The following is a 15,172-nucleotide window of genomic DNA, read 5'->3' as shown; positions in this document are numbered from 1 at the left end:
ATTCATCGTCATTGCGAGCGCAGCGAAGCAATCCAGTCTGCAGCACGCGCGGCCTTCTGGATTGCTTCGTCGCTGCGCTCCTCGCAATGACGGTTTAAGCTCACTTCTTCTTCCACCCACCCCGTCGCCCCGGTGCGCCAGCGCTCGATCGTGGCGCCGGTCCGAATTCCGGCCCCGACTCCCGCGAATTGGTCGGCTGAAAAATTTTGCTCTCCATGCCCGGGCCCATTTCGTCCAGCGTCGGCTTGCGCGCCTTGCTGGCGAATTTGCCGCGCGCCTTGCCTTGCGCGGCCTTGTCGAGCTGCGCCGGGAGGTTGGCGGCGTTGCCGTATTTCTTTTCGCCCTTGTAGGCACCGCCGCGCGCCGCGACGCCGCGCTGCTTGATGGTGGGGTCGTCAACGACGGCAAGCTCGGTGGCGCGCAGGCGTTTTACTTCGTCGCGCAGGCGGGCGGCTTCCTCGAAATTCAGGTCGGCCGCAGCCTCGCGCATCCGCACTTCGAGATCGGCCAGCACCGCCTCGAAATTATGGCCGATGGCGATGGCGTCGTCGGCGATGCCGCCGGCACCGATATCGACCAGCACGCGATCGCCTTCATAGACGGAGCCGAGAATGTCGCCGATGGATTTTTTCACGCTTTCCGGCGTGATGTTGTTGGCGACATTATACTCGACCTGCTTCTCGCGGCGGCGCGTGGTTTCGGCCATCGCGCGCTCCATCGAGCCGGTGACCTGATCGGCATAGAGGATCACGCGGCCATCGACGTTACGCGCGGCGCGGCCGATGGTCTGGATCAGCGAGGTTTCGGAACGCAAAAAGCCTTCCTTGTCGGCATCGAGAATGGCGACCAGCGCGCATTCGGGAATGTCGAGACCTTCGCGCAGCAGGTTGATGCCGACCAGCGCATCGAAGGCGCCGAGGCGGAGATCCCGGATGATCTCGATGCGCTCGATGGTGTCGATGTCGCTGTGCATATAGCGCACGCGAATGCCCTGTTCGTGCAGGAATTCGGTGAGGTCTTCCGCCATGCGTTTTGTCAGCACGGTGATCAGCGAGCGATAGCCCGCCGCCGCGGTGGCGCGGACTTCGCCGAGGAGATCGTCCACCTGCGTGCGGGCAGGGCGGATATCCACGGGCGGATCGATCAGGCCGGTGGGGCGGATGACCTGCTCGGCGAACACGCCGCCGCTTTCCTGCAGCTCCCAGCCCGACGGCGTCGCCGACACCGCCACGGTCTGTGGGCGCATCATGTCCCACTCTTCAAAACGCAGCGGGCGATTGTCCATGCAGGACGGCAGGCGGAAACCATATTCCGCCAGCGTCGCCTTGCGCCGGAAGTCGCCTTTGAACATGCCGCCGATCTGCGGCACGGTGACATGGCTCTCGTCGGCGAAAACCAGCGCATTGTCGGGGACATATTCGAACAAAGTCGGCGGTGGCTCGCCCGGCCGGCGGCCGGTGAGATAACGCGAATAGTTTTCAATGCCGGCGCAGGAGCCGGTGGCTTCCATCATTTCGAGATCGAAAGTGGTGCGCTGTTCGAGGCGCTGGGCTTCGAGCAGGCGGCCCTGATTGTGCAGCTGTTCCAGCCGCCATTTGAGTTCGTCCTTGATGGACTTCATCGCCTGGATCAGCGTCGGCCGCGGCGTCACGTAGTGCGAATTCGCGTAGATTTTCACGAATTCGAGTTCGTCCTGCTTGTGGCCGGTAAGCGGGTCGAATTCCTCGATGCTCTCGACGGTGTCGCCGAACAGGTTCACGCGCCAGGCCCGGTCTTCATAGTGGGCCGGGAAGATGTCGATGACGTCGCCGCGCACCCGGAAGGTGCCGCGCGTAAAGTCGTGTTGCGTGCGCTTGTATTGCAAGGCGACGAGATCGGCGATCAGCTGGCGCTGGTCGATGCGCTCGTTCTTCTTCAGCGCAAAGGTCATCGCCGTATAGGTCTCGACCGAGCCGATACCATAGATGCAGGACACCGAGGCGACGATGATGACGTCGTCGCGCTCCAGCAGCGCACGCGTCGCCGAGTGGCGCATGCGGTCGATCTGTTCGTTGATCGACGAATCCTTCTCGATATAGGTGTCGGTGCGGGGGACGTAGGCTTCTGGCTGGTAGTAATCGTAGTAGGAGACGAAATACTCGACGGCATTGTCGGGGAAGAAGTTCTTGAACTCGCCATAGAGCTGCGCGGCGAGCGTCTTGTTCGGCGCGAGGATGATCGCCGGGCGCTGCGTCGCCTCGATCACCTTGGCCATGGTGTAGGTCTTGCCGGAGCCGGTGACGCCGAGCAGCACCTGGGTGCGGTCGTTGCGATCGATACCTTCCACCAATTCCTTGATGGCGGTGGGCTGGTCGCCCTTCGGCTCATAGGCGGATTTCAGTTCGAAGCGCACGCCGCCTTCGGACTTGTCCGGGCGTGGCGGGCGATGCGGCGTCCAGACATGGTCGCGGCCATCCTGCTTGCGGAATTCCGGGCGGCCGTCGCGGATCAGCGCTTCCAGCGCATCGGCGGTGGCCTGTACGCCGAGCGCTTCCATCTTGTTGCGCGGCGGGCGCGCCGTCAGCGCCTCGGCATCTTCCTCCTCGGTGGTGAAGCCGAGCTGTTTGGCGAGTTCCGGATCCAGCGTCGGGATCGCCGCCGATGTGCCGTAATTGGCCTGCGGCGCTTCCTCCAAACCGTTCTGCTCGCTCAGCCGCGGCGCATAGGGCGCGACCACCGGCTGCGGGAAGGGCTGCAGCGGCGTCGGGCGCATGCCCTCATCGCCCTCGAACTTCTTCGGCGTCGATTTTCGCGCGCGGTGGATCGCCGCTTCGCCGCCGGAGCGGCGCTCGAAGGAATTGCTCGGCGGCGGCTGCAGACCAGTGCCCGAACCCATGCCGGCATCGCCGCGATTGATGGCGGGATTCAGCAGTTCCGCGAGCGCCGGCCCGATCGGCTTCACCTCGGGACGGCCAGCACCGGGCTTGGCTTTGGGCGTCTTCGTTGATTTTGCGGACGTTTTCGGAGTGTCGGGTTTCTTCGCCATGGCCGGAATATGGGGCGAGTCTCGTGACGGTGAAAGGGCCTGTCGGCTTCCAATGCGATGCGGTCAGCTCGCGGAAATCCCGAATTGTTCCATCGAATAGCGATAGCGCTGATCTGACGGCATGGCCGCATAGGCCGTCATCGTGCCGGCCTCGAAACGGAAGTGCCAGGTCTGTTCGATGGTCGGCGTGGTTCGCGCGAAACCGCTGGGATCGAGCAGTGCGAGATTGGCGCGATGATCCGGGGCGCGAACGGAGGCGTAGCGGATTAGTTGCGCATCGATGCGCCGCGCCTGCGTGGCGAAATCCTGACATGCGGTGTAGTCGGTTGGATGCATCCATGTCGTGGTGTGAGCCACAAAGGGCTTTGCGGTCAGGTCGAGCGCGCGTTCGATCTTGAGTGGAACGGTGAAGGCCGAATGCTTGACCGTGTTGCTGGGCGGTTTGAAATCCGGCGAGCGGGAGAAGAACAGGAGGCGCCAATAGGCGGTCTCTGCAACCGACGTCGCGATGTCTTCCGATGCATAGAAAATGCCCGGCCGTTCGCGCGCGCGGCGAAACCGTGATGACTTAGCGTAGCCGTAGCGGAATGGCGTCGCGAGCAGATAGTGCAAATGACGCGCCGTGGCTGGTAGTGGTGGCTTGGCTTGATCGACCAGGCGTTCGAGCAGGGCCTGATCATCGGCATCTGCGACGAGTCGATTGGTCGAGATACGATGCTGCGCTTCGACCATGCGCCATACGGTTTTCTCATAGGTGGTGAAGTGCCTGGCTTTCGGGACCATCACGCTCTGCGACTACACATGCGCGCGGAAATCATCGACATAGTCGGTGACGTCGCTCAGCCCTCGAATGGTGCGGATCAGATCGATTGGACGGCCACCGAGATCGAGATTGGCGGTGCGCAGCCAGGCCATCGAGCCCACATCGTTGCTGCCCATCACCGCATCGAGGCTGCGGAAAAGGCGGACCAGATACTGGCCGAGTTCGAACGGCTTGCTGGTGGGCTCCAGCGTGAATGCGCCGGACCGCAGTCGGGAGGCCGTTGCCGGAGAAAGCCCGAGAATCGCGCCGAGCTGGTCGTTGGTCAACTTCCACAGCAACGCAACCTGGCTCACCGCTTCAGTGAGAACGCGGCATTCGTCCTGCGGGCGTCGGAGTTCGGCGCTATCCATCTCGTTCCTTAGATTGAAATGCATAATTTTCAATCATAAGAATGATGACGGCGATTTGCAAGGGTGGCGGCCTCATCGTGCCTGTGCCGTTGTCCCCTTGAACTGGATCGGCCCGATCGTCGGCCGATCAGCGAGCCGCCTTGGGGGGCGGCCACGGTCTCCGGTAGCGCATTGAGGGCGAGACGCCATCAAGCCCGCAGCCGTCGCACCGCGTCTGGCACCCGCGCATCGACCCAGGCGCTGATCGCCGGGCGGTGGCGATGGTAATACAGGCCGAGGGCGATGATGCCGATGCCGATCAGCGAGAGCGCGAACGGGAACAGCATCGAATCCTTGAACACTTTTTCGGCGAGGTCGCCGAGATAGATGGCGACGCCCACGGTGCCGAACACCGCAAAGACCGGCCGTGACAGCGAGGCGGCAACGATCAGGAAGCCGACATTCATGGCGCAATACAGCGCTTTCTGCAGATTGGTGCCGCCGGATGTGAAGGTGATGGCGCCCCAAAGGGCCAGCATGCCGAACAGATAGAGCCAGAAGGCGAAGTCGCCGCTGCGCTGGCGCAGATTGACGATGACGCCGGCTATCAGCATGGCGAGGCCGAACCAGATCGAGACCTTGCGCGAGATCTCCCAATTGCCATAGGCGTGGCCCGTGATCCAAGGCACCACATCCATCGACAGGAACCACAGCGCCACGCCGATGATGAAGACGATGAAGGGGAAGCGATAGAAGCGCAGGGCCACGATGCCGGCCGTGATGGTCGCGAGCTCCATGAAGACGAAGCTGCCCTTGATCCAGTAATAGAAGTCACGCATCGCCTTCGGCCGGTCGAATTGCGTCCAGGCACCATAGGCATCCTGGATGCCGAACACGGCGAGCGGCATCATCGCCACGGCCACGGCGATCAGCAGCCCGCCCGGCGTGCGTAGATTTTTGACGGTCCAGATATAGTGCCCGGCGGTCGCGAACAGCAGCGCATAGACCAGCGCCGTGGCGGTCAGCGCCTGTCCGCCCATCTGCGAGAAGGCCAACGTCGAGAACAGGCCCATAGCGCTGATGACGACCAGTGCGCCCGCATACCAGAGCAGATGGACGAGATCGAATTTCGGCGTTGTCGCAGCTGGTTCGGGCGCGCGCGCGCCAAGGAATGCGAGCAAGGCGTCAAGCTGGGTGGCCGGAAGCACGCCAGCCGTCACAGCCGCGCGCAGGTCGTCGGTCGAGTATCGCATCTAGGTTCTCTGCGTGCGCTATCAGGCGTCAAAGCGCGATCGAGTGCAATGACAGGGACGACGGCAGGCGCGCGAGCGCCGCCATCGGACGTCATGTCCTATGTCGGAACTTGAAGTCGAAGCGTTCAATCCCGAATGTTTTACAGCGCCCTTGCCGTGGTCCCCTTGAACAGGATCGGTCCGGTCGGCCGGCCGATGGGCGAGCCGCCTTCGGGTTCGAGGGTGATCTCGAACAGCTGGTCGGCCACGGTCTCCGGCAGCGCATTGAGGTCGAGCTGCAGGGTGCGCGATTGGCCGGTGAGGCCGATGGACTTCGGACCGATCGTGCGATCCCACAGCGTCCAGACTTGCAGCGTGCGGCCGGCGGGGACATCGATGGCGCGCAGCGGGATCAGTTCGACGCGGCCGTTGGAGAAGGCGTTGACGATGGCGCCGGCCTCGTTGGTCGTGTCGTTCACGAGTACGGCGACATAGACCGGCTTGCTCTGCGCCAGCGCGATCAGCTCGTTGCGGAGCTGCCGCGAGGTGCCGAGGGCGCCGATCAGGATCACGGCGAGCAGCAGCGCGGCGCAGGCGCTGCCGATGCCGGCGCCGCGCCAGAAGCGGATATTGTGCCACAGCGTGGCGCCGCCCAGCGCTGCGCGTGCGCCGGGCAGCGGGATCGCCGGCTTCACTTTGGTGGAGTCGGCGATGCGGTCCCACAGGCCGGCGCTCGGCGCGAGCGCTTCGGCGGTGGCGTCGAGATCGGCCAGGCGTTCGCGCCAGACATTCACAGCCTTCGCGAAGGTCAGGTCGGTGGTCATGCGCTGCTCGGCCGTCGCGAGCTCGGCGCCTTCCAGCAGGCCCATCACATAATCGGCGGCGAGATCGTCGTCGGGCCGCGCGGTGTTGTCGTGCATGCTCATCCCATGCACTCCTGCAGCGAGAACAGGCTGCGGCGGATCCAGCTCTTCACGGTGCCGAGCGGCACTTTCAGTTTGCCGGCGAGTTCGCCGTGGCTCATGCCGTGCACATAGGCCAGCACCACCACGTCGCGGCGCGGCCGGTCGATGCGCTCGAGGCATTGGCGCAGCGCGGATGTCTCCGGCATCTGCGTCATGGTCGCCTCGCAGTCGATATCGAAGGCGCTGTCGTCGGAGGCGTCATAGCGGTGTTCGTTGCGATGAATGCTGAGCGCGCGGTTGCGCACCACCGCATAGAGCCAGCCGCGGGCGGAGCCGCGATGCGGATCGAAAGAGGCGGCGCTGCGCCAGATCCGCACGAAGGCATCGTGCACGGCTTCTTCCGCCAGATCCTGCCGGAACAGAATGCGCCGGGCCACGCCGATCATTTTTGGCGCTTCGCTGGCATAGATCATTTTGAGCGCAGCATGGTCGCCTGCGGCGCAGCGCGCCAGCGCGGCTGCGAGTTGCGCTTCGCGCGCGATCGCGTCGCTCGGTGCATCGTCGTGCGGCGCGTCGGTGATGGTGGCATTCCCGGTCATGTTCATGCTCTGGCATAGTCACACTACCGTGGCCGTGCGGCATTTGGATGCACCGCATTTCGAGAAATCCCGAAAAATTATTTTCAGAGCGGTGCATCCGTTTGCTGGTTGGCGCCGGTAGTCCTTGTATCGGTCCCGCCGGGATCGCGGAAACACAGGGAACTCACCATGTCATTTCGCACGCTTTTCGCCGCTTCCGCCGCTCTGTTGATGACGTCCGCCGCCGCCAATGCCGCGCAGGTGGCCGCCCTCGTCGGGGGCGACACCATCGCCATGGTCGATACCGCGCAGAAGAAAGCCACGGGGTCCGTGAAGGTCACCGGTATTTCCGGCGCACTGGTGGGCATCGATGTCCGCCCGGCCGATGGCATGCTCTATGGCCTGGTCGACGACGGCACGGTGGTGACCATCGCCAAGGACGGCAAGGCGACGGTGAAGTCGAAGCTCGACACCATGCTGGCCAAGGGCGTCACGGCCACCGTCGATTTCAATCCGGTCGCCGATCGTCTCCGCGTGATGGGCTCGGACGGCATGAGCCTGCGCGCCAATGTGGATGACGGCAAGGTCACCAAGGACGGCGATCACAAATATGCCGAGACCGATATGCACAAGGGCGAGAAGCCGAATGTCGTCGCCGGCGCCTATACCAATTCGGTGAAGGGCACCAAGGAAACCACGCTGTTCAATATCGACGGCACCATCGGCGCGCTGGTCAAGCAGGCGCCGCCGAATGACGGCATCCTCGGTGCCGTCGGCAAGCTCGGCATCAAGCCGACCGCTGCTGCATTCGATATCTGGTCGGATGGCGTCAAGAACGAGGCCTGGCTGATGTCGGGCGACACGCTGTATTCCGTCGATCTCGCCACCGGCAAGGCGACCGAAGCGGCGAAGATTTCGGGCGTCACCGGCAAGGTGACGGATATCGCGATCATGGGCATGTAAGCCCACTGAGGTGGGAGATGCGTCCGCATCTCCCACCGTCCGGGCCGCAATATCGAGTGACCTAGATCTCCCGAGGATCAGCTCCAAGAATGTCGCGAATTTTCGTTGCCAGGGCATCGATCGCGAACGGCTTGGTCATCATCTCCATGCCGGGATCAAGGAAGCCGGAGCGCACGGCCGCATTCTGCGCATAACCGGTGATGAAAAGAATCTTGAGATGTGGCCGGGATTGCCGCGCGATTTCCGCCAATTGTCGCCCATTAAGGCCGGGCAGGCCGACGTCTGTCACAAGAAGATCGACCTGTCGGCTGGACTGAAGGATCGGGATCGCCGTTGACGCATCTATGGCTTCAATCGCGCCGTAGCCGAGTTCGTTGAGCACTTCCGTCACGATCAGGCGGACCGAAGCATCATCTTCGACGATCATGACGGTCTCGCCTGCGCCGCGCGGTATCGCGATCGCAGGCGCGACGTCGGTTTGAATCTCGCCCTCGAAGCGCGGCAGGAAGAGCTTGACCGTCGTGCCCTGCCCGAGCTCGCTGTAAATCCGGATATGGCCGCCCGACTGGCGTGCAAAACCATAGATCATCGAGAGGCCGAGACCGGTGCCCTGACCGACCGGCTTGGTCGTAAAAAACGGTTCGAACACCTTTTCGATCGTCGATGTCGACATGCCGCTTCCGGTATCGGTGACGCTCAGGATCACATATTGGCCGGCCTGGAGTTCGGGATAATCGCGCGCGTAGCTGTCATCCAATTCGGCGTTGTCGGTTTCGACGGTGAGTTTGCCGCCGTTCGGCATGGCGTCTCGCGCGTTGATGCAAAGATTGAGCAGCGCGCTTTCAAGCTGATTGGCATCGGTCGAGGCAGCCCAAAGATCATCTGCGAGATGAGATTCGAGCGCGATCTGCTCCCCGAGCGTGCGATGAAGAAGGTCTTCCATGCTGGTGACGAGGGCGTTGACATCGGTCACCTTCAGATCCAGCGATTGCCTGCGACCGAAGGCGAGCAGGCGCGACGTAAGCCCCGCGGCCCGCTGGGCGGACGTGCTGGCAGCGTCGATATATTTTTGGACGCGATCCATTCTGCCGGCCGCGATGTTGCGCTGGATCAGATCGAGGCCACCGATGACGCCCGTCAGCATGTTATTGAAGTCGTGCGCGATGCCGCCCGTGAGTTGGCCGACCGCCTCCATCTTCTGACTCTGGCGCAGGGCTTCCTGTGCTGCCTGCAGGTCTGCCTCGCGCGCCTTGGCTTCGCTAAGATCACGCCCGACGGCCACAAAGTTGTTGCTGTCGGGTTCGGGAGCGACAGTCCATTCGATGTGTTTCCAGGCCCCGTCTTTGGTCGCGATGCGGTTTTCGAAGCGCGTCGGCTGGCGCGTCTCTGCCATGCGCGCGATCGCCTCGATCGTCGGAGGCTCGTCGTCGGGATGCATGAAGGTTGCGTAACCACGCGTCAGGAGCTCGTTCTCGCTCCAGCCCAACGCCTGTGTCCAGGCCGGATTCACCGCCGACATCATGCCAACATAATCGGCCCGGGCGAGCAGATCCTGGGATAGATCCCACAGGCGATCGCGCTCCGCACGCGCCCGCTCGACCGCGATTTTGACGCGCTCGCCAACCTCCTGGACGAGCGTTTCCTCAGACGCGGTCCACACCCGAGGGGTTGCATTCTGCACCGCCAGAAGCCCGACCCATTGCGCCTCTTCGAACAGAACCACATCCACGAAAGCGCCGACTTCCCGCGAACTCAATCCGGCACTGGCTTCCGGGCTCAGCCGATCGTCCGTCCGGACGTTGCGGACCACCACCGGCGTTCCGACCTTGTATGCGGCCAGAAGGTCTGGGCCGAAGGCTTCGAGGGAATGTTCGCCGACGATCGAGGACACGCCGTGCGTGAAGTCACGCTCGACGGTCATTCGACCGCTGGCGATTTCCGCATAGAACACCCGGCTGGCTCCGAGCCATCGACCGATACGATCGGCAGTCAGGCTCATGATATCTGCCGGCGTGGTCAGTGCCCGAAGTTCATCCGACAGCGACGACAGGAATGCCGACCGCCGGTCCGCCGCCACGCGCTCGGTGGTTTCGGCGAGGATGCAAATGACCCCTGCGGGCTGGCCGGCCTCATCGAGCACCGGGGAATAGTCGAGGTCCATCCACACCCGTTCCGGTGTGCCATTGCGATGGAGCGTCAGTTCATGATCGCGGTAATGCAGCGTATCGCCAGCCAGGCAGACGGTCATGACATTGTCGTTGAAGTCGGCGACTTCGGGCCAGCCTTCGCGCACATTGGAGCCGAGAAGGTCAGGATGGCGCCCTCCCGCGAAACCTGAATAGGCATCATTGTACAGCATGACGCCTTCGTCGCCCCACAGCATTACGATGGGAACCTGCGACCGCAGCAGCAGTGCAGTTGCGTTTTTCAGGCACTGCGGCCAACCGCCCATCGCTCCCAGCGGTGTCGTCGCCCAGTCTTTTGCGGCAATGAGATCGGCACAGATGCCCCCGCCGGTCAGAAAGGCAGGCCGAACTCTGTTGCGGTCGAAGTTCGGCTCCAGGAGGAGAGACATTTACTTGCTATGACTCCGATTTCGCGGCCGGGCTGCGCGCTGCGCCCAACCGTCAAAGTGGCGACCTTAGCCGAACTTGGGATAGCTGAAAACCTAATGCCGCGCGGGCCATCGTGCGGCATTCGCTCGTTGCAGGGCGGCCCTGCACAGGGTGGCAGCCGCGCGATTGACTTGTATCTTGTGTTCTTGCGAACTTGCGCGTCCGCATTCCCACGGATGCAAAACCGCATCATGAGCAGGAACTCCGCATGATCGATCTCCATTACTGGAGCACGCCGAACGGCCACAAGATCACGATCTTCCTGGAAGAGACCGGGCTGCCCTACAAGGTGATCCCGGTGAATATCGCCAAGGGCGAGCAGTTCAAGCCGGACTTTCTTGCCATCGCACCGAACAACCGCATTCCGGCGATGGTCGATCACGCGCCGAAGGACGGCAGCAAGCCGGTGTCGATTTTCGAATCCGGTGCGATGCTGGTTTATCTCGCCGAGAAGACCGGCCAGTTTCTCTCCGCGGATCTGCATGCGCGCTACGACGCCATGCAATGGGTGTTCTGGCAGATGGGCGGGCTCGGGCCGATGGCCGGGCAGAACCATCACTTCCGCAATTACGCGCAGGAGAAGATCACCTACGCCATCGATCGCTATGTCAACGAGACCAACCGGCTCTATGGCGTGCTGAACAAGCGCCTCTCCGATCGCGATTATATCGCCGGCGATTATTCCATTGCCGACATGGCGAGCTATCCGTGGATCGTGCCCTACAAGAACCAGGGCCAGGACATCAACGATTTCCCGCATCTCAAACGCTGGCTCGAGAAGATCGCCGAGCGACCTGCCGTGCAGCGCGCTTATGCTGTCGCGAAAGAGGTCAATCCGAATTTCGGCCAGCCACCGATCCGCACCGATGAGGAGCGCAAGATCCTGTTCGGGCAGACGGCGCGTGTGGTGAAGGACTGAATTTCCGTCATTGCGAGGAGCCGTTGCGACGAAGCAATCCAGAGCCGCACGAAGGAAGACCTGGATTCTTCGCCCAAACGGGCTCGCAATGACGGCTGAAAGTTGGGAGGAAAATAAAAATGGCGCTGCAACTCTACGAACTCGTCGGCACCGATGCGGACCGTCCCTTCAGTCCGTTTTGCTGGCGGACGCGGATGGCGCTCGCCCATAAGGGGCTGCAAGCGACATCCATTCCGTGGCGCTTCACCGAGAAGGACGCGATCCTCCAGCACAAGTCGGAAAAGGTGCCGGTGCTGCTCGACGGTGAGCGCGCCGTCAGCGATTCCTGGACCATCGCCAATTATCTCGAAGACACTTATCCGGATCGTCCGTCGCTGTTCGGCGGTGCGGGCGGCCGTGCGATGGGGCGGATGCTGAACTGGTGGGGTGATACGGTCGTGCTCGCGGGCATGTTTCCGTTCATCGTCGCCGACATTCACGGCCATCTGCGTCCCGCGGATCAGGTCTATTTCCGCGAGAGCCGGGAAGCGCGTTTCAAGAAGACACTGGAAGAGGTCTCGGCCGGTCGCGACCAGGGCGTGGCCGGGTTCCGCAAGTCCCTCGATCCAATGCGCCTGACCTTGAAGACCCAGCCATTTCTGGGCGGCGACCAGCCCAATTATGCGGATTACATCGTGTTCGGGCCGTTCCAGTGGGCGCGAGCGATCTCCGAATTTCAACTGCTGGCACCTGATGATCCCGTTTATGCGTGGCGCGAGCGGTTGCTTGATGCATTTGACGGCATGGCGCGAAAATCGGCGGGATACGCCGTCTAGCCTCGGGTTCCAGCACTGTTGAAATCCGGGGGATATTCTCGACGGTAGCCCTATAATGGGTCACCTCGACGACTCACGTACTTCGACTGACAGGGCCCCTATGCCGACTTCACTCGCCAATGATGACACGATGTTCGATCTCGCGCCGGTATCGCTGTGGATCGAAGACTTCAGCGCGGTGAAGGCCCTGTTCGATCAATGGCAGGCGCAGGGCGTCGACGATATCGAGACCTTCCTGCTCGCCAATCCCGAGCGCGTGCGGCAGTGCTCGCAGCACATCAAGGTTCTCAAGGTCAATCGCAAGACACTGTCGCTGTTCGGTGCGCGCGACCTGAACCATCTCATCGTCAGCCTCGGCCTCGTGATGCGCGACGATACGTTCAAGAGCCACGTCTCCGAACTGGCGCAGCTCTGGAGCGGCAAGACCACGTTTTCGAGCCACACCGTCAACTACACGCTGAAAGGCGATCGTCTCGATGTGCAGCTGCATGGCCAGATCCTGCCCGGCCACGAGGATACCTGGGATCGCGTGATGATCGCCATCGAGGACGTCACCGAGCGCGAGAGTGCGCGCCGGCGCCTGGCCCAGAGCGAAAACTATGCCTTCGGCCTGTTTGCGCATTCGCCGGTGTCGCTGTGGGTGGAAGATTTCAGCGGCGTCAAGCGTCTGGTCGACGATGCCCGCGCGCGTGGCATCGAGGACATGCGCGTCTTCACCGATGTCCATCCGGATTTCGTGCTGCGTTGCATGAGCGAAATCCGCGTGCTCGACGTCAATACGCGCACGCTCGAACTGTTCGCAGCACCAGACAAGGACACACTGCTCCGGCAATTGTCCGATGTATTCCGCGACGAGATGGAGCCGAATTTCCGCGAACAGCTGATCGATCTGTGGGACGGAAAACTGTTCCAGCAGCGCGAAGTGGTGAACTATGCGCTGGACGGCACCAAGCTGCATCTGTTGCTGCAATTCTCGATTCTGCCGGGCCATGAGCGGGACTGGTCGCAGGTCCAGGTCGCGCTCACCGACATCACGGCGCGCAAGAAGGCCGAAGCCTATCTGGAATTCCTCGGCACCCATGATGTGCTGACGCGCGCCTATAACCGGGCCTTCTTTGCCGACGAGCTCAACCGGCTGGAGCGCCGGGGGCAGCAGACCGTCACCGTGATCATGGCCGATCTCAACGGATTGAAGCGCGCCAATGACGAACTCGGTCACGCCGCCGGCGACGGATTGCTGCGCCGGGCGGGTGAAGTGTTCGAATCGCTGGTAGACAAGCCCGCCACGGTGTCGCGGATCGGCGGCGACGAGTTTGCCGTGCTGTTGCCGGGCACCGATGCGGCAGGCGGCGAAACGGTGCTTGCATCATTGGCCGGGCTTATCGAGGTCAACAATCAATACTACCCCGACCTCGAACTCTCGATGTCGACGGGCATTGCGACCGCGCAGCTCGGCGAGCGGCTGGAATCCGTGGTCAAGCGGGCCGACTTGCAGATGCTGGATCAGAAGCGCGGCTTCTATGCGCAGCCCGAGCGCGACCGGCGCAACGCCCGAACGATCTGAGCGATCGCCGCGCGCCGATCAGACCGCGCGGCTATGGGTGGCGGTCGATTGCGCGAGATGCGCGTCGAACGCAGATGCCACGCTGCGGACGAGAAACTCCGCGCCGTCGCGCACCGAGAGGCAGTTGTCGACCATCGTTACGGCGCCATCTGCAATCAGCGACTCCACGCGCGCACGATTGATGATCGCATGGTCGGGATCGACGCCGTGCAGGCGCGAGATTTCTGGCAGGTCAACCGTCATGTCGCACATGATCCGTTCGATCAGGTCGGCGCGGTAGCGATCGTCGGCGGTGAGCTGGTAACCCTTGGCGATGGCCAGCCGGTCGGCCGCGATATGCGCGAGATAGTCATGCGTCGATACGGCGTTTTGGACGAAGCCATGCGGCGTGCGGCCGATGGCGCTGGCGCCGAGCCCGATCAGCGTCGTCGCGTCATCGTCGGTATAGCCCTGGAAATTGCGGTGCAGCCGGCCATTTTGTAGCGCGATGGCAAGGTTGTCTTCCGGCAGCGCAAAGTGATCGAGGCCGATGCGGGCATAGCCGGCGTGAACCAGTGCGTCCGCGATGGCTTCGGATTGCAGGTGACGCTCGGTGCTGTCCGGCAAGCTGTCATCCGCGATCTTGCGCTGATGCTTCTTGAACGACGGGATGTGGGCATAGCCGAACACGGAGAGGCGATCGGGCCGCAATTCAATGCATTGCGCGACCGTATCCAGGCATGACTCCACCGTCTGCAAAGGCAGGCCGTAGAGCAGGTCGAAATTGATCTTGCGGACACCGGCCTCGCGCAGTCCCGTCACCGCGGCGGCGGTCTGATCGAAGCTCTGCACGCGATGGATCGCCTGCTGGACCGCGGGATCGAAACTCTGGACGCCAAGGCTGGCGCGATTGACGCCGCAAATGCCGAGAGCCTCGGTCATCTCGGCAGTCAGCGTGCGCGGGTCGATCTCGACGGCAATTTCGGCATCCGGCAGCACCGCATAGGCAGACCGCAGCGTGCCCATGAGATCGACGAAACACGCAGGCGACATGATCGTCGGCGTGCCACCGCCGAAGGCGATATGCGAGATCGGCAGGAGCTGGCCGATGACACCGGCGATCAGTCTGGCCTCGGCACGAAGGGCGGCGACATAGGCGGTGACAGGATCGTCGCGCTTGGTGAGCGTCGTGTGGCAGCCGCAATACCAGCACATGGTTCGGCAGAACGGCACATGCACATAGAGCGAGGCGCGCTGCTGGGCAGGCAGCGCCTGCAACCAGGTGCGATAGGTCGCGTCCGAGATCGACGGCGAAAAATGGGGCGCCGTGGGATAGCTGGTGTAGCGTGGCAGCCGGTCCTGCCCATAGGCCTTTGCCAAATCGGCGCGCATGGTCTCGTCCTCTTTGAGGACAAGCTAGCCCCG

12 protein-coding genes are annotated in these 15,172 nt (G+C 62.7%); 4 read left to right on the top strand and 8 right to left on the bottom strand.

Annotated elements, in window-relative coordinates; translation table 11 throughout:
• Window positions 1-100: 100 nt before the first annotated feature.
• From uvrB to RPMA_RS22195, 6 genes are all read right to left on the bottom strand, one after another.
• The gene (uvrB, locus tag RPMA_RS22220) at window positions 101-3,025 is read right to left on the bottom strand and encodes an excinuclease ABC subunit UvrB (RefSeq protein WP_211909819.1); all 2,925 of its coding nucleotides are present in this window, start codon (window positions 3,023-3,025) and stop codon (window positions 101-103) included.
• Window positions 3,026-3,088: 63 nt separating this feature from the next.
• Complete coding sequence (locus tag RPMA_RS22215) at window positions 3,089-3,808, bottom strand: RES family NAD+ phosphorylase (RefSeq protein WP_211909818.1); 720 nt, start codon at window positions 3,806-3,808, stop codon at window positions 3,089-3,091.
• 12 nt (window positions 3,809-3,820) lie between these two features.
• Window positions 3,821-4,198 carry an MbcA/ParS/Xre antitoxin family protein gene (locus tag RPMA_RS22210; protein ID WP_211909817.1) on the bottom strand — a complete coding sequence of 126 codons (378 nt, stop codon included), beginning with the start codon at window positions 4,196-4,198 and terminating at the stop codon, window positions 3,821-3,823.
• A gap of 188 nt (window positions 4,199-4,386) precedes the next feature.
• On the bottom strand, window positions 4,387-5,430 hold the full coding sequence (locus RPMA_RS22205; protein WP_211909816.1) for a hypothetical protein: 1,044 nt from the start codon (window positions 5,428-5,430) through the stop codon (window positions 4,387-4,389).
• 140 nt (window positions 5,431-5,570) lie between these two features.
• Window positions 5,571-6,335: an anti-sigma factor gene (locus RPMA_RS22200; protein ID WP_211909815.1), complete on the bottom strand. Its 765-nt coding sequence runs from the start codon at window positions 6,333-6,335 to the stop codon at window positions 5,571-5,573.
• Window positions 6,332-6,913, bottom strand: a complete 582-nt coding sequence (locus RPMA_RS22195) for a sigma-70 family RNA polymerase sigma factor (RefSeq protein ID WP_211909814.1) — start codon at window positions 6,911-6,913, stop codon at window positions 6,332-6,334. Before RPMA_RS22195 ends, RPMA_RS22200 begins: the two co-directional genes overlap by 4 nt.
• Window positions 6,914-7,081: 168 nt before the next feature.
• On the opposite strand from RPMA_RS22195, the gene RPMA_RS22190 reads away from it, so the two are divergent.
• Window positions 7,082-7,855 (top strand): DUF4394 domain-containing protein, encoded by a 774-nt coding sequence (locus RPMA_RS22190; protein WP_211909813.1) that lies wholly within the window; start codon window positions 7,082-7,084, stop codon window positions 7,853-7,855.
• A gap of 61 nt (window positions 7,856-7,916) precedes the next feature.
• Here RPMA_RS22190 and RPMA_RS22185 read toward each other — a convergent pair whose 3' ends face one another.
• The gene (locus RPMA_RS22185) at window positions 7,917-10,430 is read right to left on the bottom strand and encodes a GAF domain-containing hybrid sensor histidine kinase/response regulator (protein ID WP_211909812.1); all 2,514 of its coding nucleotides are present in this window, start codon (window positions 10,428-10,430) and stop codon (window positions 7,917-7,919) included.
• 248 nt (window positions 10,431-10,678) lie between these two features.
• Here RPMA_RS22185 and RPMA_RS22180 point away from each other — a divergent pair, with 248 nt between their 5' ends.
• The 3 genes from RPMA_RS22180 to RPMA_RS22170 all read left to right on the top strand — a co-directional run bounded on the left by RPMA_RS22180 (window position 10,679) and on the right by RPMA_RS22170 (window position 13,768).
• Window positions 10,679-11,389 carry a glutathione binding-like protein gene (locus tag RPMA_RS22180; RefSeq protein ID WP_211909811.1) on the top strand — a complete coding sequence of 237 codons (711 nt, stop codon included), beginning with the start codon at window positions 10,679-10,681 and terminating at the stop codon, window positions 11,387-11,389.
• A 119-nt stretch (window positions 11,390-11,508) separates the two neighbouring features.
• Window positions 11,509-12,204, top strand: coding sequence for a glutathione S-transferase family protein (locus tag RPMA_RS22175; RefSeq protein WP_211909810.1), 696 nt, complete (start codon window positions 11,509-11,511; stop codon window positions 12,202-12,204).
• Between the two features lie 100 nt (window positions 12,205-12,304).
• Window positions 12,305-13,768 carry a sensor domain-containing diguanylate cyclase gene (locus RPMA_RS22170; protein WP_211909809.1) on the top strand — a complete coding sequence of 488 codons (1,464 nt, stop codon included), beginning with the start codon at window positions 12,305-12,307 and terminating at the stop codon, window positions 13,766-13,768.
• 18 nt (window positions 13,769-13,786) lie between these two features.
• On the opposite strand, the gene hemN is transcribed toward RPMA_RS22170, so the two are convergent.
• Window positions 13,787-15,139: an oxygen-independent coproporphyrinogen III oxidase gene (gene hemN / locus RPMA_RS22165; protein ID WP_211909808.1), complete on the bottom strand. Its 1,353-nt coding sequence runs from the start codon at window positions 15,137-15,139 to the stop codon at window positions 13,787-13,789.
• Window positions 15,140-15,172 lie beyond the last annotated feature (33 nt).

The sequence above is a fragment of the Tardiphaga alba genome (assembly GCF_018279705.1).
GTDB classification, from domain to species: Bacteria; Pseudomonadota; Alphaproteobacteria; order Rhizobiales; family Xanthobacteraceae; genus Tardiphaga; species Tardiphaga alba.
The sequence above is the reverse complement of the archived record's forward strand: the minus strand, read 5'-3'. Positions and strand labels throughout refer to the sequence as shown.

Excerpts from the sequence above, each read along its gene's own strand:
- RPMA_RS22180 (WP_211909811.1), top strand. The coding sequence starts at position 10,679 with ATGATCGATCTCCATTACTGGAGCACGCCGAACGGCCACAAGATCACG.
- RPMA_RS22190 (WP_211909813.1), top strand. The coding sequence starts at position 7,082 with ATGTCATTTCGCACGCTTTTCGCCGCTTCCGCCGCTCTGTTGATGACG.
- RPMA_RS22200 (WP_211909815.1), bottom strand. The coding sequence starts at position 6,335 with ATGAGCATGCACGACAACACCGCGCGGCCCGACGACGATCTCGCCGCC.
- RPMA_RS22195 (WP_211909814.1), bottom strand. The coding sequence starts at position 6,913 with ATGACCGGGAATGCCACCATCACCGACGCGCCGCACGACGATGCACCG.
- RPMA_RS22205 (WP_211909816.1), bottom strand. The coding sequence starts at position 5,430 with ATGCGATACTCGACCGACGACCTGCGCGCGGCTGTGACGGCTGGCGTG.
- uvrB (WP_211909819.1), bottom strand. The coding sequence starts at position 3,025 with ATGGCGAAGAAACCCGACACTCCGAAAACGTCCGCAAAATCAACGAAG.
- RPMA_RS22170 (WP_211909809.1), top strand. The coding sequence starts at position 12,305 with ATGCCGACTTCACTCGCCAATGATGACACGATGTTCGATCTCGCGCCG.
- RPMA_RS22185 (WP_211909812.1), bottom strand. The coding sequence starts at position 10,430 with ATGTCTCTCCTCCTGGAGCCGAACTTCGACCGCAACAGAGTTCGGCCT.
- RPMA_RS22210 (WP_211909817.1), bottom strand. The coding sequence starts at position 4,198 with ATGGATAGCGCCGAACTCCGACGCCCGCAGGACGAATGCCGCGTTCTC.
- RPMA_RS22175 (WP_211909810.1), top strand. The coding sequence starts at position 11,509 with ATGGCGCTGCAACTCTACGAACTCGTCGGCACCGATGCGGACCGTCCC.
- RPMA_RS22215 (WP_211909818.1), bottom strand. The coding sequence starts at position 3,808 with ATGGTCCCGAAAGCCAGGCACTTCACCACCTATGAGAAAACCGTATGG.
- hemN (WP_211909808.1), bottom strand. The coding sequence starts at position 15,139 with ATGCGCGCCGATTTGGCAAAGGCCTATGGGCAGGACCGGCTGCCACGC.